Source organism: Streptomyces sp. NPDC059092, assembly GCF_042756365.1.
Taxonomy (GTDB): domain Bacteria; phylum Actinomycetota; class Actinomycetes; order Streptomycetales; family Streptomycetaceae; genus Streptomyces.
In genome coordinates this window covers 19,357-37,787 of the sequence record NZ_JBHZEJ010000079.1, presented here as the reverse complement: position 1 = coordinate 37,787, position 18,431 = coordinate 19,357, and the positions used below count along the sequence as shown (strand labels likewise).

18 protein-coding genes and 1 pseudogene are annotated in these 18,431 nt (G+C 72.3%); 5 read left to right on the top strand and 14 right to left on the bottom strand.

The genetic code is table 11. The features are described 5' to 3' along the window. Positions 1–139: 139 nt before the first annotated feature. Complete coding sequence (locus ACFXPL_RS32115) at positions 140–370, bottom strand: DUF4287 domain-containing protein (protein ID WP_329823452.1); 231 nt, start codon at positions 368–370, stop codon at positions 140–142. A 171-nt stretch (positions 371–541) separates the two neighbouring features. On the opposite strand from ACFXPL_RS32115, the gene ACFXPL_RS32110 reads away from it, so the two are divergent. Then, entirely contained in the window at positions 542–862 is a 321-nt protein-coding gene (locus tag ACFXPL_RS32110; protein WP_384926241.1) for a hypothetical protein, read from the top strand. 84 nt (positions 863–946) lie between these two features. On the opposite strand, the gene ACFXPL_RS32105 is transcribed toward ACFXPL_RS32110, so the two are convergent. The 3 genes from ACFXPL_RS32105 to ACFXPL_RS32095 form a co-directional block, all read right to left on the bottom strand. Next, complete coding sequence (locus tag ACFXPL_RS32105) at positions 947–1,885, bottom strand: hypothetical protein (protein ID WP_384926257.1); 939 nt, start codon at positions 1,883–1,885, stop codon at positions 947–949. A gap of 394 nt (positions 1,886–2,279) precedes the next feature. Next, a complete protein-coding gene (locus ACFXPL_RS32100) occupies positions 2,280–3,500 on the bottom strand; it encodes an acetyl-CoA C-acetyltransferase (protein ID WP_384926239.1) in 1,221 nt (406 codons plus the stop codon). Between the two features lie 139 nt (positions 3,501–3,639). Continuing rightward, a complete protein-coding gene (locus tag ACFXPL_RS32095; protein WP_384926255.1) occupies positions 3,640–4,731 on the bottom strand; it encodes an SGNH/GDSL hydrolase family protein in 1,092 nt (363 codons plus the stop codon). 144 nt (positions 4,732–4,875) lie between these two features. Between ACFXPL_RS32095 and ACFXPL_RS32090 the strand changes: the two genes are divergently transcribed. After that, on the top strand, positions 4,876–6,321 hold the full coding sequence (locus ACFXPL_RS32090) for a cystathionine beta-synthase (protein ID WP_384926237.1): 1,446 nt from the start codon (positions 4,876–4,878) through the stop codon (positions 6,319–6,321). 343 nt (positions 6,322–6,664) lie between these two features. Here ACFXPL_RS32090 and ACFXPL_RS32085 read toward each other — a convergent pair whose 3' ends face one another. The 5 genes from ACFXPL_RS32085 to ACFXPL_RS32065 all read right to left on the bottom strand — a co-directional run bounded on the left by ACFXPL_RS32085 (position 6,665) and on the right by ACFXPL_RS32065 (position 10,732). Then, positions 6,665–7,081, bottom strand: a complete 417-nt coding sequence (locus ACFXPL_RS32085) for a hypothetical protein (RefSeq protein ID WP_384926235.1) — start codon at positions 7,079–7,081, stop codon at positions 6,665–6,667. 109 nt (positions 7,082–7,190) lie between these two features. Beyond that, positions 7,191–8,132: an ABC transporter substrate-binding protein gene (locus tag ACFXPL_RS32080; protein ID WP_384926253.1), complete on the bottom strand. Its 942-nt coding sequence runs from the start codon at positions 8,130–8,132 to the stop codon at positions 7,191–7,193. Positions 8,133–8,207: 75 nt separating this feature from the next. Continuing rightward, a complete protein-coding gene (locus ACFXPL_RS32075; RefSeq protein WP_384926233.1) occupies positions 8,208–8,873 on the bottom strand; it encodes an ABC transporter permease in 666 nt (221 codons plus the stop codon). A gap of 6 nt (positions 8,874–8,879) precedes the next feature. After that, positions 8,880–9,545: an ABC transporter permease gene (locus ACFXPL_RS32070; RefSeq protein ID WP_384926231.1), complete on the bottom strand. Its 666-nt coding sequence runs from the start codon at positions 9,543–9,545 to the stop codon at positions 8,880–8,882. Then, a complete protein-coding gene (locus tag ACFXPL_RS32065) occupies positions 9,542–10,732 on the bottom strand; it encodes an ABC transporter ATP-binding protein (protein WP_384926229.1) in 1,191 nt (396 codons plus the stop codon). Before ACFXPL_RS32065 ends, ACFXPL_RS32070 begins: the two co-directional genes overlap by 4 nt. A 174-nt stretch (positions 10,733–10,906) precedes the next feature. On the opposite strand from ACFXPL_RS32065, the gene ACFXPL_RS32060 reads away from it, so the two are divergent. The 3 genes and pseudogenes from ACFXPL_RS32060 to ACFXPL_RS32050 all read left to right on the top strand — a co-directional run bounded on the left by ACFXPL_RS32060 (position 10,907) and on the right by ACFXPL_RS32050 (position 14,240). Further along, the gene (locus ACFXPL_RS32060; RefSeq protein WP_384926251.1) at positions 10,907–12,640 is read left to right on the top strand and encodes an aromatic amino acid ammonia-lyase; all 1,734 of its coding nucleotides are present in this window, start codon (positions 10,907–10,909) and stop codon (positions 12,638–12,640) included. Positions 12,641–12,651: 11 nt separating this feature from the next. Further along, positions 12,652–13,488, top strand: coding sequence for a MurR/RpiR family transcriptional regulator (locus ACFXPL_RS32055; RefSeq protein ID WP_384926227.1), 837 nt, complete (start codon positions 12,652–12,654; stop codon positions 13,486–13,488). A gap of 117 nt (positions 13,489–13,605) precedes the next feature. Continuing rightward, positions 13,606–14,240, top strand: a pseudogene (locus ACFXPL_RS32050) (hypothetical protein). 151 nt (positions 14,241–14,391) lie between these two features. Here the strand turns inward: ACFXPL_RS32050 and ACFXPL_RS32045 are convergent. From ACFXPL_RS32045 to ACFXPL_RS32025, 5 genes are all read right to left on the bottom strand, one after another. Further along, positions 14,392–14,766, bottom strand: coding sequence for a hypothetical protein (locus ACFXPL_RS32045; RefSeq protein WP_384926226.1), 375 nt, complete (start codon positions 14,764–14,766; stop codon positions 14,392–14,394). A 147-nt stretch (positions 14,767–14,913) separates the two neighbouring features. Then, positions 14,914–15,306 carry a roadblock/LC7 domain-containing protein gene (locus ACFXPL_RS32040; RefSeq protein ID WP_384926224.1) on the bottom strand — a complete coding sequence of 131 codons (393 nt, stop codon included), beginning with the start codon at positions 15,304–15,306 and terminating at the stop codon, positions 14,914–14,916. Positions 15,307–15,436: 130 nt separating this feature from the next. Beyond that, positions 15,437–16,180: a transcriptional regulator gene (locus tag ACFXPL_RS32035; protein ID WP_384926249.1), complete on the bottom strand. Its 744-nt coding sequence runs from the start codon at positions 16,178–16,180 to the stop codon at positions 15,437–15,439. Positions 16,181–16,281: 101 nt separating this feature from the next. Beyond that, positions 16,282–16,749 carry a hypothetical protein gene (locus tag ACFXPL_RS32030; RefSeq protein WP_384926222.1) on the bottom strand — a complete coding sequence of 156 codons (468 nt, stop codon included), beginning with the start codon at positions 16,747–16,749 and terminating at the stop codon, positions 16,282–16,284. A 191-nt stretch (positions 16,750–16,940) separates the two neighbouring features. Continuing rightward, a complete protein-coding gene (locus tag ACFXPL_RS32025; protein WP_384926220.1) occupies positions 16,941–18,383 on the bottom strand; it encodes a diaminopimelate decarboxylase in 1,443 nt (480 codons plus the stop codon). Between the last annotated feature and the right edge of the window lie 48 nt (positions 18,384–18,431).

Below are 18,431 nucleotides of genomic sequence, written 5' to 3'. Positions count from 1 at the left end.
CCGGCCGCGGGCGCCGTGCGGGATGAGTGCGGGGTGGGGTGGGGCGCGCTGCTCTCGCCCCCCCCCACCCCTCCGTCGTGTTTCTCGTTGTTTTCCGCCGTGGCCGGTACGTCTCGCCGGATGCGGCAGCCGGTACGGCCTAGGTGAGACGGCGCGCCGCGCGCCTCAGGTCGTACTCGTGGACGATCGCTTTCGCATGGCCGTACGCGAGGTCGTGCTCACTCCTCAGCCAGCTCACCTTCTCCTCGAAACGGAAGAGAGAAGGGCCGTCCTCGACGGTACGGAGCCAGTCGGAGATCTCACGACCGGTGCAATGGGGGATACGGGCGAGCAGGTTGCGGTGGGTCTCTTCGGAGAAGACAAGGGACATCGGCGCCTCCGGACGCTCTGCGCTGCTTGCTGGTCCTTCTGGACGGGATCCTTTCGGTCCTTCGGGTCCTTCTGGTCCTTTACGCCCACCGTGCCTGAGCCGGGAGCCGTTGGCAAGGGCTGTTGGCAAGCCGGTGGCCGTGCGTCCCGGCAGCCGCGTAGGGTCGGGCGGGTGCTCGATACAACGCCGCTGACGGCTGCCGTGGACCGTTTCGCCGACCGGCTGAGGACCGCCCCGCAGAGCCGGCTCCAGCGTGGCGCCGCGGCCCGCGCGCTGGAACTGGCCAGGGAGTTGTCCGTACGGGCCCAGCGCCTGGAGAGCCCGGGGACGGCGGTACGGATCATGCCGGACGCCGGTGTCTTCGCCGTCGCGGACCAGCTCACGGTCGCCGCCGGGGACCTGGCCGAGGCACTGCGGACGGCCCCGTCCGAGGCGGAACTGGACGAGGCCGTGCGGTCGGTGGGGAAGGCGGTCTCCGAGGCGTCGCTCTGACCGCTCCGGCGGGTCTTTCCGGCGGGTCCTGCGGTCGTACGCGGCCGGCCGGCCGTTCGTACGCGGCCGGTGGGCCGCGGTCCGTCAGAGCGACGCTATGACGCGGTCCGCCAGGATGTAGATGTGCTCGGCGCCGGTGTCACCGTGCCGGTAACCGTCCCCGCCGCAGGAGAACGTCAGGGTGTACGCGCCCGAGACACCGGACCCGCCCAGCAGGAACGGGGCCTCGCCCTCGCGCAGCGCGTCGGAGAGACGCTCGGCGGTCTCGCGGTGGCCCGGGGTCATGCACAGCGTCGTACCGTCGGCGAAGACGTAGACGTCGAGCGTGCCCAGCGGGCCGGGGCGGACGTCGGCCAGCGCCGTACGCGTCTGCGCCAGCTCTTCGAGCCGGGCGACGGTGCGCTCGTGGTCGGTGACGACCGGGGTCTGCACGGGGACGAAGTCCGGGTGCGAGGGGTGGCGTCGGCGGGCGGCGGCCAGCTCGGGGGAGTCCTCCGCGAACTCGACGGCCTCGCCCATGCCGGTCATGCCGCCCATGCCGAGCGTCGTACCCATCGGCTCCGACAGTTCGCCGGACGCGGAGTGGCCCGGGTGGCCCGCGTGGTCGTCGAACGACTCCGCGGCGTCCAGGTCGAGCGCTTCCAGGGCCTCCAGCGACTCCAGGCCGACGAAGTCCATCTGGCGCGGCACGTAGAACGGCGTGTCCTCCGCGCCGAGGCCGGACAGCCCGCCCAGCATCGACGGGGCGTCGGTGGCGTCGCGCGCCTCCTGCGCGGCCCAGAAGGCCCGCGCCTCGGCCAGCTCGCGCTCCCGCTCCTCGGCCAGGGCCTCGGCGACAGCGGTACGTATGGCGTCGGTCTGGGCAGGGTCGGACGCGCTTCTGGCCTGCGGGACGGCGGCGGTGAGGCCGCCGGGGTGCACCGCGGCCAGGTCGCCGCGCAGGGCGCTGACCTGCCGACGCAGCGAGTGAGCGGCGTGCAGGGCAGCGACGCCCACGGCCGTGGCGGTGGCCGTGGTCAGCAGCAAGGCAAGAGACAAGGTGCTCACTGACTACTCCCGATTCCGATCGATACCCCCGACTTCCTACCTCAGCTTGTCGAGGGCGGGGACCGCGCGGCAGTGCATTACGTCATGAAATGGACAGGTCTTTCGGCCTTATGTGCCGCCGGTTCACCGCCCTGACCAGGGCAAACGAATCTCCCCCGGGCATAGGTCACATCCTGGGGGAGATTCAGTCACGACTGGGGATCGAGGGGTGGTGGGGTCACCTTTCCGGACTACTTGAACACGTTGAGTGAGCGCTCCTCCGGAATCGGCTCAGCTCAGCCGCTCGTGCTTCTGGTCGTGCTGGGCTTCGCCTCCGCTGCGGGCAGGTGCCGCCCTCGTACCTCGGGCGACCCCTACCCTCCGCTGCGGCTCAGCTCAGCCGCTCGATCACCATCGCCATGCCCTGGCCGCCGCCCACGCACATCGTCTCCAGGCCGAACTGCTTGTCGTGGAACTGGAGGCTGTTGATCAGTGTTCCGGTGATCCGCGCGCCGGTCATGCCGAAGGGGTGGCCCACGGCGATCGCGCCGCCGTTGACGTTCAGCTTCTCCAGCGGGACGCCCAGGTCCCGGTAGGACGGGATGACCTGGGCCGCGAACGCCTCGTTGATCTCGACCAGGTCGATGTCCCCGACGGTCAGTCCGGCGCGGGAGAGCGCCTGCCGGGACGCCTCGACCGGGCCGTATCCCATGATCTCCGGCGACAGGCCGGTGACGCCGGTGGAGACGATGCGGGCCAGCGGGGTCAGGCCCAGCTCGCGCGCCTTGGTGTCCGACATGATCACGAGCGCGGCGGCGCCGTCGTTGAGGGGGCAGCAGTTGCCGGCCGTGATCCGTCCGTCGGGGCGGAAGACGGGCCTGAGGCCCCGCACGCCCTCCAGGGTGACGCCCGCGCGCGGACCGTCGTCAGCGGAGACGACCGTGCCGTCCGGCGTGGTCACCGGGGTGATCTCGCGCTCCCAGAAGCCGTTCTTGAGGGCTTCCTCGGCGAGGTTCTGCGACCGTACGCCGAACTCGTCCATCTCCTCGCGCGTGACGCCCTTGAGGCGGGCCAGGTTCTCGGCGGTCTGCCCCATCGCGATGTACGCGTCGGGGACCAGGCTGTCGGCGCGCGGGTCGTGCCACTCGGCGCCCTCGCTCCCCGCGACGGCGGCGGTCCTCGCCTCGGCGTCCGCGAAGAGCGGGTTGTGCGTGCCGGGCATGCCGTCGGAGGAGCCGTTGACGGAGCGCGAGACCATCTCGACGCCCGCCGAGATGAAGACGTCGCCCTCGCCCGCCTTGATGGCGTGCAGGGCCATCCGGGAGGTCTGGAGCGACGAGGAGCAGTAGCGGGTGATCGTGCACCCGGGAAGGTGGTCCATGCCGAGCTGTACGGCGACGATACGGCCCAGGTTGTGGCCCTGTTCGCCGCCCGGCAGGCCACAGCCGAGCATCAGGTCGTCGATGTCGCGCGGGTCCAGCTCGGGGATCCTGTCGAGCGCGGCGCGGATGATCGTGGCGGTCAGGTCGTCGGGCCGCAGCTCCTTGAGCGAGCCCTTGAAGGCCCGGCCGATCGGGGAGCGGGCGGCAGAGACGATCACGGCTTCGGGCATCACGGCTCCAAGGGTGCGGGAGTGGCCACAAGGGCAGGGCTCACTGGGAAGTTACCCGTACGTAGTGCGCGGGTCACCCGGCCCGACGTGTGATGCGGGCCTCTTTTCTAAGCGCTTGCTCATCCGGTTCCGCGCCTCCTCACGCCTCCCGTCCCACCTCGTGCGCCTCCGCCGCGCTCGGATCCTCCGTGCCCGGATCCTCCGGGGTGGCCTCCGCCGGGGTGGCCTCCGCCGGGGACGGCAGCGGGTGCCGCCGGCGCCGGTGCTTGAGCAGGGCCCACGGCGCCCGGACGCCCGTGACCTCCGTACCGGCGCGGGACGCCGCCGCCGAGGCCGCCTTCGCGACCGGCAGCATGTCCTCGTCGCGCGCGGCGTCGAGGTGGTCCGTCTCCGGCCACAGGCCGAGCACCGCGCAGAGGGTGGGCAGGACCGCCATGGCGGCCGTCGCGTACCCCTCCGCCGACGGGTGGTAGTTGTCCGGGCCGAACAGCTCACGCGGGTTGGCCGCGAACTCCGGTCCCAGCAGGTCGCCCAGCGAGACCGTACGGCCGCCCTGCTCCACCGCCACGATCGTCTGCGCCGCCGCGAGCTGCCGGCTCGCCCGCCGGGCCAGCCAGCGCAGCGGCTGGTACACCGGCTCGATCGTGCCCAGGTCGGGGCAGGTCCCGACGACCACCTCCGCGCCGGCCGTACGCAGCCGCCGTACCGCCGCCGCCAGGCACCGTACGGACTCGGTCGCCGGCATCCGGTGCGTGACGTCGTTCGCGCCGATCATGATCACGCAGACGTCCGGGACGCGGTGCGAGGCGGAACCGGGCCCGGGGCCGGGACCAGGACCAGGCCACGCGCCCGGCTCCGTCAGGAGCTGGCTCACCTGCCGCTCCAGATCGTCGGACCTGGCCCCGGGGAGCGCCACGTTCCGCAGGTCGACCGGGCGTTCCGCGACCGCCGCGAGACCCGAGGCGAGCAGCGCCCCCGGGGTCTGCCCCGCCCGCCGTACGCCCTGTCCCGCCGCCGTGGAGTCACCCAGCATGCCCATCCGCAGCGGCTCCGTGTGGCCGAAGGCCAGTCCGTACCAGCCGTCGCCGCTGGGCGGTACGGGAGCGGTCCCGCCGCCCACCGACCGCTTCGCGAGCTGGACCTCCGCCAGCACCACCCCGACGCCCGCCGCTCCCAGCAGGCCGATGGACCCGCCCCCGTAGGCCGCGCCCGCCGCGATCCGTCGTGCCACCCTCGCCCTCGACACAGTGCGAGCCTCCTCGTCGTCTTACGCACGAGTACGTACACCAGCTAACTGCCCCGTGGGTACGGTCGCCCAATCTCACCCGCGGGCGCATACGCTGGCCGGACCATCACGGAGACCCCGGAGACAACGGTGCAATTCCACGACTCGATGATCAGCCTGGTCGGCAATACCCCGCTGCTGAAGCTGACCAGCGTGACCGAAGGTATCCAGGCGACAGTCCTGGCCAAGGTCGAATACTTCAACCCCGGCGGTTCGGTCAAGGACCGGATCGCCCTGCGCATGATCGAGGCGGCCGAGGAGAGCGGCGAACTGCTGCCCGGCGGCACGATCGTCGAACCGACGAGCGGCAACACGGGCGTCGGCCTCGCCATCGTGGCCCAGCGGAAGGGCTACAAGTGCGTCTTCGTCTGCCCCGACAAGGTCTCCACGGACAAGATCAACGTACTGCGGGCGTACGGCGCCGAGGTCGTCGTCTGCCCCACGGCGGTCGACCCCGACCACCCCGACTCGTACTACAACGTCTCCGACCGGCTGGTGCGTGAGACGCCGGGCGCCTGGAAGCCGGACCAGTACAGCAACCCGAACAACCCGCGCTCGCACTACGAGACCACCGGTCCGGAGCTGTGGGACCAGACGGACGGGAAAATCACCCATTTCGTCGCGGGTGTCGGCACGGGCGGCACGATCACCGGCACCGGCCGCTACCTGAAGGAGAAGAGCGGGGGCCACGTACGGATCGTGGGCGCCGACCCCGAGGGGTCCGTCTACTCGGGCGGCTCCGGGCGGCCGTACCTGGTCGAGGGGGTCGGTGAGGACTTCTGGCCGACGGCGTACGACCGTACGGTCACGGACGAGATCGTCGCCGTGTCCGACAAGGACTCCTTCCGGATGACGCGTCGCCTCGCCAAGGAGGAGGGTCTGCTCGTCGGCGGCTCCTGCGGGATGGCGGTCGTCGCGGCGCTGAAGGTCGCGGAGGGGCTCGGCCCGGACGATGTCGTGGTCGTCCTGCTGCCGGACAGCGGCCGCGGCTACCTCAGCAAGATCTTCAACGACGAGTGGATGAACGACTACGGCTTCCTCGACCACGAGGGAGACACCGCGAGCGTCGGGGACGTGCTGCGCCACAAGGCGGGCCCGATCCCGACCCTCGTGCACATGCACCCCGAGGAGACGGTGGGCGAGGCCATCGACGTCCTGCGGGAGTACGGCGTCTCCCAGATGCCGATCGTGAAGCCGGGCGCCGGCCACCCGGACGTGATGGCCGCGGAGGTCATCGGCTCGGTGGTGGAGCGGGAACTGCTGGACGCGCTGTTCACCCAGCGCGCCTCGCTCGGAGACCCGCTGGACAAGCACATGTCGTCCCCGCTGCCGCAGGTCGGCTCGGGCGAGCCGGTCGCCGACCTGATGGCCGCGCTGAGCGGTTCGGACGGCGCGGACGCGGCGATCGTCCTGGTCGAGGGGAAGCCGACGGGCGTCGTGAGCCGGCAGGACCTGCTGGCGTACCTCGCCGGAGGCATGGCCGGCGGTTCGGTCGGCGGCGCGGTCGTCGGCGGCGCGGTAGGCGGCGCGAAGTAACCGCTGGTGGGTGGCCGGAACAGGCCACCCACGGACGGTCGGCGGTGATGCGGAAGCTCGGGTTCGCGAAAGTGGTACGAGCGCGACACGTGCGCGCAGCACTCGCTTAACACGGGCCCTGCATAGTCGTTGTTGTCGGCGTCAAGGACTTCCGGAGCGGCTCCCGGACCTCCATGGACGCCCGGACACGTCAGCCGGCCCTGACCCGGACCGTGTCCCTCGCGGGGACCGCCGTCGTCCCGCCCCCCGGCAACGGGGGTGCGGCGGTCCCCGCGACTATCTCCGCCACCTCTGCCGCGTCTGCGGTCTCCGCTGCTTCGGCTCCGGCGCGCTCCCGGTCCGCTCAGTCCTCCCAGCCGGACTCCGTACGCCGCCGGGGCGTCCGGGACCAGCCGCGCGACGCGTGCACCGCGTTGACCGCGACGATGCCGATCCAGGCGACCGCCAGGCCCTTGAGGCCCGCGTTCACCACGGCGATCGCGGTGAGCGGGACGGCGAGGATCAGGGAGACGAGGCCGAACCCGAAGCGCTCCCCGAACCCCTCCGCCGTCGGCGACGACGGCGCGTTGCCACGGGCGACGACCATCTGTTTCTCGGCGAGCTGACGCCGCACACGGCGGTCGACCGTGCTGTCCAGCCGCTGCTCCACCTTCTCCAGGAACGACTCGACGAGCGCGGAGTCGTACTCCGCCCCCAGATCGACGCGCGCCTGGAGTGTGGCGTCGAGTTCCCTCTTCAGCTCAGGATCGCGGGCTTCCATCCCCGTACGGTACGGAGCGGGCGCCGTCCCGGTCATTGGGGTTACCCCCCGTCTTCGCCCTGTGGCGGACCACCGGCGTCCCGGGGACCGCGGGTGTCCCCGGGGGCCGCTACTTCTTCGTCAGCCCCCGCTCGGCCGTCCACTCCCTCGCCACGTCCTCCGGGTCCTTCTTGTCCTTGTCGACCTTGCGGTTCAGCTCCGTCAGGTCCTCCGTCGACAGCGCGTTGCCCAGCCGGGCCAGCGCCTTGCGTACCGTCGAGTCGGCCTTGCGGTCGGCGATCAGGGGGACGATGTGCTGCCCGGGGATCAGGTTCTTCGGGTCGGTGAGCACCACCCAGCCCTCGGCCGCTATGTCGGTGTCCGTGGTGAACAGGTTGGCGACGTCCACGTCCCCCTTCTTCAGCGCGCCCTTGACCAGCGGCCCCGAGGAGTCCAGCGACTTGAACTCCTTGAACTCCACGCCGTAGACCTCCTTGAGCCCCACGACACCCACCACCCGCTTCTTCACCTCGGGTGCCGCCCCCACGACCAGCTTCCCGTTCTGCTTCGCCAGGTCCGCCAGGGTCCGCAGCCCGTACTTCTCGGCGGTCGCGCGCGTGACGGCGAAGGCGTCGGAGTCCTCGGCCTTCCCGTACGGGAGGACCTGGAGCCCCGCCGGGAGGGCGACGGCCAGGGCGTTCTGCATGTCACCCTCCTCCGTGGCGGTGGCCTTGGGGGAGAGGTAGTGCAGCAGCGCGCCCTGGTACTCGGGGAGCAGATCGATGTCGCCGCCCTTGAGCGCGGGGATGAGGATCTCGCGGGTGCCGAGGTTGGGGCGGACGTTCGTCTTCACCCCGGCGGCGCCGAGGACGGACGCGTAGAGGTGTCCGAGGATCTGGTTCTCGGTGAAGTTGGCGGTGCCGATGGTGATCCCGTCCGCGCTGGAGCCGCCGCCTCCGCTCCCACCGGCCGCGCTCCGGCCGTCGAGGGAGGTGATGCCGCCGCCGCACGCGGCGAGCACGGGGACGGAGGCCGCGGCGAACAGGCCGCCGAGGAGGGTGCGCCGGTTCATCGGTGCGTTCATTGGAAGGTCTCCCGGAAGGGTACGGAGAAGGCGAGGAGGGGGCGGGTCACGCGGGCATGCGGGTCACGCGGGCGTGCGGTGGCGGAACAGGACGCGCTGGAGCCCGGAGAGCGCCAGGTCCAGGACGACGGCGACCACCGCGACCAGCACCGCCCCGCCCAGCACCTGGACGAGGTCGCGCTGGGCCAGACCGTCGAAGACGTACCGGCCCAGGCCGCCGAAGCTGACGTACGCGGCGATCGTCGCCGTCGCCACCACCTGGATCAGCGCGAGCCGCAGCCCGGTCATGATCAGCGGCAGCGCGAGCGGGATCTCCACCTGGAGCAGCACCTGGTGGCCGCGCATGCCCTGGCCCCGTGCCGCGTCCTTCACCTCCGGGTCGATCGCGCTCATCCCCGCGTACGTGTTCGTCACGATCGACGGCACCGCGAGCGCGACCAGCGCCACGTACACCGGCGTCATGGAGAGCCCGCTGGCCAGGAAGACCAGTACGACCAGCCCGACCGTCGGCAGCGCGCGGCCGAAGGAGGCCAGGTTGATCGCGAGGAACGCGCCGCGCCCCGTGTGCCCGATCAGCAGTCCGACGGGCAGCGCGATCACGGCGGCGATCAGGGTCGCGAGCAGCGAGTACTGAAGGTGCTCGGCGAGCCGGTGGCCGATGCCGTCGGACCCCGCCCACTGCTCGCTCGCGGTCAGCCAGGAGCCGAGGTTCTTGAAGAGTTCGTACATGACGGGTCAGGCCTTCCCGCTCGATGACCGGATCCTGGGGCGCCTGGTCCAGGGGGTCAGTACGTACTGGACGCCGACCAGAGCCGCGTCCGCGACCAGCGCGAGCAGCAGGGTCAGTACGACGCCGGCCACCACCGGGGTGGGGAAGTTGCGCTGGAACCCGTCGGTGAAGAGCTGGCCGAGGCCACCGTCACCGATGTACGTGGCGACGCTGACGAGGGAGATCGACATGACCGTGGCGATCCGCACGCCCGCCATGATCACGGGGAGGGCGAGCGGCAGCTCGACGGTGAGGAGCGTACGGAGCGGGCGCGTGCCCATCGCCACGGCGGCCTCGCGGGCCTTGGCCGGTACGGAGTCGAGTCCTTCGACCGTGTTCCGCAGGAGGACGACCAGCGTGTAGATCGTCAGCCCGATGACGGTGGTGGTCCTGGTCAGCCCGGAGACCGGGAGGAGGAGCACGAAGACCGCGATGGACGGGATGGTGAAGAGGACGTTCGAGACCCCGAGCAGGAACCCGCGCAGCGGGCGCACCCGGTGGGCGAGGACGGCGAGGGGGAGGGAGACCAGCAGCCCGAGGAGTACGGCGGTGAGGGCGGCCTGGAGGTGCGAGACGGTGAGGGTGGCGAGATCGCCCGCGTGGTCGGATATCCACGACCATTGGATGGTCATACGGCCGCGTCCTCGGCCGTGGCGTCGTCGGCGTCGGGTGTGTCCGCTGCCACCCCCGGGCCCTTGGTGATACGGCCCGCCGCCGCCACCACGTTCTGCGACGCCGCCTCCCGGTGGCTGCGCCCGGCGTGCTCGTGGATCGCCTCGCGCGAGGTGACCCCCGTCAGCACGCCGTCCGCGTCGACCCGGGCTATCAGCCCCGTGGGCGAGGCGATCGACTCGTTCAGCGCCGCGAGCAGCGAGTCCGTGTCGCGCAGCGGCCGTACGGGGGCGAGGGGCTCCCCACGCGCCGAGCTGGTGCCGGAGGGCGCGTCCGGGTCCAGCCAGCCCAGCGGCTCGCCCTTCGCGGAGACGACCAGGTGCGGCCCGCTGCCGCGCGCGGGCGCCGCCGCGTCCTCCCGTACCGTCGTCGCCCGCTGGACCGGCACCCGTGCGAGCGTCGTCAGCGACAGCAGCTTCAGCTCGCGCTCCGCGCCGAGGAAGTCGGCGACGAACGCGTCCGCCGGGCGGGCCAGCAGCTCGGCGGGTTCGGCGCACTGGACGAGGTGGCCGCCCGTACGGAAGACGGCGATGCGGTCACCGAGCCGTACCGCCTCGTCGATGTCGTGCGTGACGAACGCGATGGTCTTGTTCAGCTCCTGCTGGAGGCGGAGCAGCTCGTCCTGGAGCTGGGTCCTGACGACCGGGTCGACCGCGCCGAACGGTTCGTCCATCAGCAGCACCGGCGGGTCGGCGGCGAGCGCCCTGGCCACGCCGACGCGCTGCTGCTGGCCGCCGGAGAGCTGGTGCGGGTAGCGCTTGCCGGCCTCCGCCGTCAGCCCCACCGTCTCCAGCAGCTCCGCCGCCCGCGACCGCGCTTTTTTACGGCCCCAGCCGAGCAGCAGGGGCACGGTCGCGATGTTGTCCAGGACGGTGCGGTGCGGGAAGAGTCCCGACTGCTGGATGACGTAGCCGATGCCGCGCCGGAGCTCGGCCGCGTCCTGGTCGAGGATGTCCTTGCCGCCCAGCCGGATCGTGCCGGAGGTCGGGTCGACCATCCGGTTGATCATGCGGAGCGTGGTGGTCTTGCCGCACCCGGAGGAGCCGACCAGCACGGTGATGCCCCCCTCGGGCATCTCCAGCGTCAGGTCGTGGACCGCCGTGGTGCCGTTGGGGAAGCGTTTGTTCACCGCGTCGAATGTGATCATCAGTAGTCCCTTGAGTCGCCTGCCCGCGTCCCGTACCCGCGTCTCTTGCCTCGCTGCATATAGTCATGCAGAGTTCTTGTTCTCTGAATAGATTGTCAATGCCTGCGGGTAAATCACAGGTTACGGATGACCGCAGGGCGAGACGCGAGGTTCGAAAAGAGGCGTTTGAGCATGATGTCGTCCCGCATGGCGGAGCCAGAGGGTGGTGGGGGTACGAGTCCGGCCACTACGACTATTCCATCCATTGTCGTGCTCGACGGACAGAGCCTCCCGGTGGCCGACATCGTCCGGCTCGCCGACGGCGCCGCCCGTCCGGTCCCCGGGACCGAGGCGATCAAGCGCGTCGAGCAGAGCTGGCACGTCGCCCGCGAGCTGGCCGCGTCGGGCCGGGTGTACGGGCGCTCCACCGGCGTCGGCGCCAACCGCACCGAGGCCGTGCCCACCGAGGCCGCCGCCGACCACGGGCTGCGCCTGCTGCGCAGCCACGCCGGCGCCATCGGGGATCCGCTGCCCGCCCGCGAGGTCCGCGCCATGCTCGCCGTACGCGCCAACCAGCTCCTGGCGGGCGGGGCCGGGCTGCGGCCCACCGTCGTCACCGCGCTCTGCGACGCCCTGGAGACCGGCGCGTACCCGCTGGTGCACGAGTTCGGCTCGGTCGGCACGGGCGACATCGCCGCGCTGGCGCAGATGGGCCTCGCCCTCGCCGGGGAGCACCCCTGGCGGCTCGCCGACGAGGACGACGGGCGGCCGGGCGGCGGGCCGTCGGCCGGTGAGCGGTCGAACGGTGAGCGGTCACACGGTGAGCGGTCGAACGGCGGGCGGTTCACCGGTGGTCGGTTCACCGGCGGGCGGGGCGGGTACGCCGGGCGGGGCGGGCCGCCGCCCCCGGCGCAGCCCCTCGACAACAACGACGCCCTCGCCCTGATCAGCAGCAACGCCCTGACCCTCGGCCAGGCCGCGCTCGCCCTGGACGAACTGCGACGCCTCGTCACCGCCACCGAACTCGTCGCCGCCCTCTCCCTGCTGGCCGTCGACGGCTCGTACGAGGCGTACGCGGAACCCGTGCACGCCGCCCGCCCGCACCCCGGCTCCTACGCCGTCGCCGCCGACCTGCGCGCGATCCTCGGCGCCCCCGAACGCCCGGGGCCGCCGCTCGGCCGCATCCAGGACCCGTACGGCTTCCGCTGCGTCCCGCAGATACACGGCCCGGCGCGCGACGCCGCCGACGCGTTGGAGCGCGCGCTCGCCGTCGAGATCAACGCCGCCGCCGAGAACCCGCTGATCCGCCCCGGCACGGACGCCGAGCCGCTGCCCGCCGCGTACCACCACGGCGGCTTCTACCTGGCGCAGATCGCCCTGGCGCTGGACCACTTCAGGCTCGCGCTCGTCCAGACCGCACGGCTCTCCACCTCGCGGCTCTCCGCGCTCAACGAGCCCGGCTTCACCCGCCTGCGGCCCTTCCTCGCCGACGCGGAGCCCGCCAGTTCCGGCGTGATGATCCTGGAGTACGCGGCGGGCGCGGCCCTCGGCGATCTGCGGGCGTTCTCCGCGCCCGCCTCGCTCGGCCACGCGGTGCTCTCCCGTGGCGTGGAGGAACAGGCCAGCTTCGCCTCCCTGGCCGCCCGGCAGACGCTGCGTCTCGCCGCCCCGTACCGCCTGGTCGTCGGATGCGAACTCGTCGCCTGCGTAAGGGCGTTGCGTCAGCGCGGGCTGCGTCCCGAGCCGGATCTGCCGGTCGGCAGGGCGTTCGCGCTGGCCGAGTCCGTACTCGACGCGGAGGTGGGGGACCGGCCGTTGACCGATGATGTGACGGCGGCGGCCACGCTGCTCGACCGGTTCACGGAGCTGGCGAACGACCTGACCGCCCACCCGCCGGCCTTCCACGACCGACCCCAAGAAGGGAATTGAGGGAATCTCGCATGAGCGACAGCCCCGCCGCCCGGCTCCAGCAGCTCTTCGAGGGCCACCGTCTCACGCCCACCCAGCGGCGCATCGCGCACAGCATGGTGCGTCAGGCGGTGGACGCGCCGTTCCTGTCCAGCGTCGAACTGGCGGAGCTGGCCGGGGTCAGCCAGCCCTCCGTCACCCGCTTCGCGGTCGCGCTCGGCTTCGACGGCTACCCCGCGCTGCGCCGGCACCTGCGGGAGGTCGCGCCGGGCGGACGGGCCGAGGGGGAGACCCCGTACAACGAGTACCAGCAGGCCGTGCGCGGCGAGATCGAGAATCTGCGCCGGCTCGCCGAACTCCTCGCCGACCCCGAGCCCGTGGAGCGCGCGGGCAAGCTCCTCGCGGGCTCCCGCCCGCTGCCGGTGCTCGGCCTGCGCGCGGCCTCCTCGCAGGCGCGCGGCTTCGCCTACTTCGCGGCCAAGGTCCACCCCGACGTACGGCTGCTGGACGAGGGCGGCACGATGCTCCCCGACCGGATCGACACGGCACGGAGCGCGGGCGCGAGCGCGCTGCTCTGCTTCGCGCTGCCGCGCCATCCTAAGGAGGTCGTGGAGGCGCTGGCGTACGCGCGCTCGGCGGGGCTGACGGTGGTGACGGTCGCGGACTCGGCCTTCGCACCGGTCGCCGCCCACAGCGATCTGCTGATCCCCGCGGCGGTGGGCACGGGCCTCGCCTTCGACACGGCGTGCGCGCCGATGCTGCTGGGCCGGGTGCTGCTGGAGGCGATGTGCGACGGGCTGCCGGACGCGCAGGCGCGCCTTGAGGAGTTCGACACGCGGGCGGCGGCCCGGGGCCTCTTCGTGGAGTGAGCGGGGCGTACCGGGGCCGCCGGAAGCCCGGGTTCCGCCGGTTCTCAGGAAACCCTCAGAGTGCGTGACTAACCTGCCGCCACACAGTTGGCAGCACGCTTGAGGAGGCGGCAGGCCGTGGGGCGCGCAGGACAGTCTCTGGTACGGGTGGCGGTCGTCGTACGGGCCGGGGCGGCCCCTTTGTGGTGGCTGGGGGTGCTGGCGGCCGGGATCGGGTTCCTGATTCCCGGGCTGACCGGGCGCCGCGTCGGCGGGTACGCGGGCGCCTGGCGGCCGGGATCGGGTTCCTGATTCCCGGGCTGACCGGGCGCCGCGTCGGCGGGTACGCGGGCGCCGCGCTCTTCCTGGTGTGCGCCGCCGCGGTCGTCCTCGTACGAAGGCGCCGGTACACCGGATGGGCGGACGCGGCGACGCGTGCCGGGAAGTTCGACTTCCTCCAGGCCCGGTCCGTGACGGTACGGAACTGGCGGCGCGCCCACCGGTGGTGGCTGCTCGGGGCGTTCCTCGTGGCGGTGGGGTGCTCGTTCGTGGTGCCGGTCGCCGGAGGGCTGGCCCTCGCGGGCGCGGGCGCCGGGCTGTGGCTCAAGGCGGGCTGGCTGGGGCGGCGCGAGGAGCGGGACGAGGCGCTGCTGTGGGTCCGTACGGACTGGGCCGGGGCCGGGCGGCCCGTCGGCGCGAAGGTGAAGGGCTACCGGACGACGGGGCCGGGCGCCGGCGACGCCGTGCCCGGCGGGGCACGGCGTCGTCGCTGAACGGGTTCGGAACGGTTCCGAACGCGTTCAGAACACTGTTGAACGGGTTCGGAACCGGCTCGGAGCCGGGCACTGGACCGGCTCGGAGCCGGCTCGGATTCGGGTCGGAACCAGGTCGGAACCGGTGGGGAACCGGCATCGGGCCGGGAGGTCAGACCTCCAGGCTGGACTCGATCTTGCCGAGCTGGTGGCGGGCCATCGCCAGATTCGCCCGCGACTTGTCGAGGGCCAGGTAGAGGAACAGCCCGCTGTTTCCACGGCCCTTGAGCAGCCGGATCAGGTGGTACTGGCTTCCGAGGGTGATCAGGATGTCCTCGATCTCGTCCTTGAGGCCGAGCAGTTCCATGGTGCGGACCTTCGACCGGACCACATCGGTGTTGCCGGCCGCCGCGACGGTCAGGTCGAGATCCTTGCTGCCGCCGACCGTACCGAGGGCCATACCACTGGAGTAGTCGACGAGGGCGGCCCCGAGGGCCCCCTCGATGGTGGTGACCGCTTCTTTGAGGGCGGCTTCGGTGTTGGCCATGAACGTCGCACTTCCTTTCCGTCGTACGGACGCCCGGGGTGTTCCGGAGGTCCGGGGGGCGCGTGTTCTGCGTGAGGGGGAGGGGGTGGAGGAGTCCGGAGAGCTGGAGGAGGGCGAGGGGCACTGGGGGTTGGAGGAGGCCATGGGTCAGGCGTTCTCCAGCCGTTCGAGGGCGCCGTCGACCAGTTCGCCGATCCGGGCGCTCGACCGGCGGGCCTCCAGATGGAGTCTGCCCACATTGGTCCTGGGTTCAGCCAGGAGTGTCAGAACCGCCGAGGAGCCCGCCGCGTACGTCGCGACGTACCCCAGCTCACCCCGGATCAGCAGCTCCTTGAAGGCGCCCTGCCCGGTGGCGTCCGTGAGCCGCACGGCGACGCCCAGCGCGGCGGCGGTGAGCGCGGCGACCCCCTCGGCCTCCACGTCCGCGGTGTCCTGGGCCAGCACCAGACCGTCGGTACTGGCCGCGAGGGACCCGGTGAGCTGCGGGAGGCGGGCCCGAAGGCGCCTGAGTTCGCCGAGTACGTCGGCCTCCGCTGTCATGAGCTGTCTCCTCTCGGCGCGCGCCCGCAGAGCACGCCTCATGACGCCGTGGCGCGGCCTGCCCGGACGAGGCCGTACGGGCCCTTTCCCGGCCGTGGACCCTCGGAGTCTCGGTGGATGGGGCGGAAGGTCACAGGGATGCCTCCAGTGCGTCGCGGAGCCGGCGTAACAGGGCGATGTCCGGGGCCGCGGCGACCGTAGCGACCCAGGAAGGGACCGTCGCGTGGGGGGCCGACGACGGGTCGTCGGGCGTCTCGACCAGGCCGGCTGCGGCCAGCCTGCGGATGTCGAGAAGGGTGTGGAACGCGGGCCGTCCCAGCGTCCAGGCGATGGCCACCGGGGTCCGTACACCGTCCGCCAGTTCCAGCAGGGCACGCTGCCGACGGGTGACCGCTTGTCCTGGCGCCGGTCTTCGGGCGACCACGGGGGCGGTGTCGACGGCGGCGTACGGCCAGACCTGGTCGAGGAGTTCGCGCCGCCGCAGGGTCTCGCGTTCCACGGCCGTCGCGGTGACGGGCCGTACGGAGCCGATCCAGTGGGCCGCTCCGTAACGGAAGCGGGTGGGGCCGCCGGCCGGGGCGAGGGCGAAGAAGGCGGCGTCGAAGAGCGCGCCGGTATGGGCTATCTCCAGCTCACCGTTGTGGAGCCGGCCGCTGTCGACGAGGAATCTGCCGACCTCGCGGCGGGTGCCCGCCTGGTTCACGGCCTCCTCCCAGCCCGCCCGGGGCAGCCGGCCGCCGGCGGTGAGCAGGACGTCGATGCCGGGGGCGGCGGGGCTTTCGGCGTGTACGACACGGCCGTCGGTGAGGTAGAGCGTGCCGTGGTCGCGCAGGAGGGCGCCGGTGGCGCGCTCCCCGGCGAGCCGTACGAGCATCGGGGAGAGGGCGGAGGCGCCGGTGTTCTTGGCGCGGCCGGAGCCGCCCGAGTGACCCGAGTTGCCGGAGTTGCCGGAGGGGAGCGGGGGTCTCGCCGAGGTCATCCCAGCACCAGCCGTTCCGCGAGGCGGCCGAGGCGTAATCGGGCGAGGGCGAGGTTGCCGGTGTCGCGGTCCAGCCAGAGGTGCAGGAAGACGCTGCTGTCGAAGGTCGTCTCGACGAAGGTGAGGATGTGGTAGCCGGTGCGGGTGGTGACGATGAGGTCCTGGACGGGCGGCCCTTTGCCACCCTCACCCTCGTCACCCTCGTCGTCGCCCTGCGCGGAAGGCTTCGACGCCTCGGAAGGCTCTGACGGCTTCGGCGGCTTGGCCGGCTCGGGTGCGAAGGCCGTGTACTCGGCGGCGGCGCGCGCCAGTTCGGCCGTCTCGGCCGCCGTGGCCTCGTGGTCGCCGTTGGGCGACTGACCCGCCGTGCCGAGCGCGAGCCCGCTCGTCCAGTCGACGATCGCCGCGCCGCGCGCTCCCGGCAGGCTCATGGCCTCTTCCAGGCACGCATCGATTCCGGGCACGCGGACTCCCCTCCCTGCCGGGCGTGCGGGCGCACTGCCGTACGGCAGTAACCGCGAGATTACGCAACGTCCGTGCGAGGGGTGGGCGTTCTGGCATTTTCCATCGGAACATGCACGCGATTCAGAGGCAGTTGATAGGAAGAAGGCCGGATGTGATGGGTCCGGCCCGGTGGCGCTCGTACTTCCGCTCCTCAGTCCAGCAGCGCGTCGCCGTACGCGCCGCCCGACTCGGCCACGATCTCGTCGGTCGACTGCTGTTCCCGTACGGTAGCGAAGCGCACCTCGTCACCGGTACCCGCTTTCACGACAAAGCCGTGAATCCCTGGCCTGGCAAGGCTGTTGTAGGAGTAGTGGGCGGTGAAGAAGTACGCGCCCGTGTCGAGCGCGGCGACCAGATCGCCCTGCTCCAGCAGGGGCAGGGGCCGGTTCTCGGCGAGCAGGTCGCCCGCGAAGCAGGCCGGTCCCGCGATGTCCTGCGCCACGGCGGGGCCCGTCCTGGGCCGCCCCTCGGCGTCGTAGGCGGCGATACGCACCGGCCAGGAGGCCGGGGCGTAGACGGTACGGGTGGCGACCTGGGCGCCCGCGTGGGTCACGGCGACGGGCCGGCCCCCGGCGGACTTGGCGTATTCGACGCGCGAGAGGACCGTGCCGTGCTTGGCGAGCAGCGAACGGCCGAACTCCGTCACCAGTCCGTACCGTCCGTCCAGCATTCCGGGAACGGTCTCCCCGAGGAGCCGGGCGTACGCGGCGTAGGTGGGTGTCTCCTCGTCGGAGGCGAAGTTGACCGGGAGGCCGCCGCCGATGTCGAGGGTGTCGATCTGCCGGCGGCCGGCCGCCGAGTTGATCTCCTCGGCCAGTTCGTACAGGGTCCGTACGCCCTGGGCCATCAGGTCGAACGGGATGCCCTGCGAACCGGAGTGGGTGTGCAGCCGGGTGAGCCACGGGCGGTCCAGATACGCCTGGACCACCCAGGCGCGGGCGCCCTCGTCGCGCAGCGCGACGCCGAACTTGGAGGTGGCGGTCGCGGTGGACAGCGCCCCGATGGAACCGGCTCCGAGCTGCGGATTGACCCGCAGCCCGCAGGGCGAGGCGGGGGCGGCGGGCGCCGGGCCGACCAGGGCGTCGATACGGGCCAGCTCCTGCGGGTTGTCCGCGTTGACGGCGATGCCGAGCGCGAAGGCCTCGCGCAGCTCCGCGACGGTCTTGGCGGGGGAGTCGAGGACGGTGCGGTCGGCCCGTACCCCCGCCGCCCGCGCGAGCGCCAGCTCACCCGGGCTCGCCACCTCGGCGCCGATGCCCTCCGCGGCCAGCAGGCGGAGTACGGGCACGAGGGGCGCGGCCTTGACGGCGAAGGCGTGCAGGACGGGCGTGCCGGGGGCGGTGACCTCGTCGAAGGCGGCACGGAGGGCGGCGGCCGAGGAACGGATTCCGGCCACGTCGAGCAGCGCGACGAGCGGGGTCGCGTCGCTGATCAGCCCCTGCTCCACCGCGGCCCGTACGGCCCGGTCGCGGCGGGCGGCGGGGGAGTGCGCGGGGTGCTCGCCCGTGTCCTGGCCCTGCTCCTGGCCCTTGTCCTGGTCGGGAGGCGTGTGAGGCAGGTCCGAGGGCGTGTCTGAAGGCAGGTCGGAAGGCATGGACGCCAGCCAATCATCCGGTGGGCCGCCGTGCAGTGGTTGACTACT

What these genes read in the sequence shown, in the direction of transcription:
- ACFXPL_RS32070 (WP_384926231.1), bottom strand. Translation starts at nt 9,545, where the DNA reads ATGACCATCCAATGGTCGTGGATATCCGACCACGCGGGCGATCTCGCC.
- ACFXPL_RS32065 (WP_384926229.1), bottom strand. Translation starts at nt 10,732, where the DNA reads ATGATCACATTCGACGCGGTGAACAAACGCTTCCCCAACGGCACCACG.
- ACFXPL_RS32100 (WP_384926239.1), bottom strand. Translation starts at nt 3,500, where the DNA reads ATGCCCGAAGCCGTGATCGTCTCTGCCGCCCGCTCCCCGATCGGCCGG.
- ACFXPL_RS32035 (WP_384926249.1), bottom strand. Translation starts at nt 16,180, where the DNA reads ATGCTCGTACGGCTCGCCGGGGAGCGCGCCACCGGCGCCCTCCTGCGC.
- ACFXPL_RS32060 (WP_384926251.1), top strand. Translation starts at nt 10,907, where the DNA reads ATGTCGTCCCGCATGGCGGAGCCAGAGGGTGGTGGGGGTACGAGTCCG.
- ACFXPL_RS32085 (WP_384926235.1), bottom strand. Translation starts at nt 7,081, where the DNA reads ATGGAAGCCCGCGATCCTGAGCTGAAGAGGGAACTCGACGCCACACTC.
- ACFXPL_RS32055 (WP_384926227.1), top strand. Translation starts at nt 12,652, where the DNA reads ATGAGCGACAGCCCCGCCGCCCGGCTCCAGCAGCTCTTCGAGGGCCAC.
- ACFXPL_RS32115 (WP_329823452.1), bottom strand. Translation starts at nt 370, where the DNA reads ATGTCCCTTGTCTTCTCCGAAGAGACCCACCGCAACCTGCTCGCCCGT.
- ACFXPL_RS32075 (WP_384926233.1), bottom strand. Translation starts at nt 8,873, where the DNA reads ATGTACGAACTCTTCAAGAACCTCGGCTCCTGGCTGACCGCGAGCGAG.
- ACFXPL_RS32045 (WP_384926226.1), bottom strand. Translation starts at nt 14,766, where the DNA reads ATGGCCAACACCGAAGCCGCCCTCAAAGAAGCGGTCACCACCATCGAG.
- ACFXPL_RS32025 (WP_384926220.1), bottom strand. Translation starts at nt 18,383, where the DNA reads ATGCCTTCCGACCTGCCTTCAGACACGCCCTCGGACCTGCCTCACACG.
- ACFXPL_RS32040 (WP_384926224.1), bottom strand. Translation starts at nt 15,306, where the DNA reads ATGACAGCGGAGGCCGACGTACTCGGCGAACTCAGGCGCCTTCGGGCC.
- ACFXPL_RS32080 (WP_384926253.1), bottom strand. Translation starts at nt 8,132, where the DNA reads ATGAACCGGCGCACCCTCCTCGGCGGCCTGTTCGCCGCGGCCTCCGTC.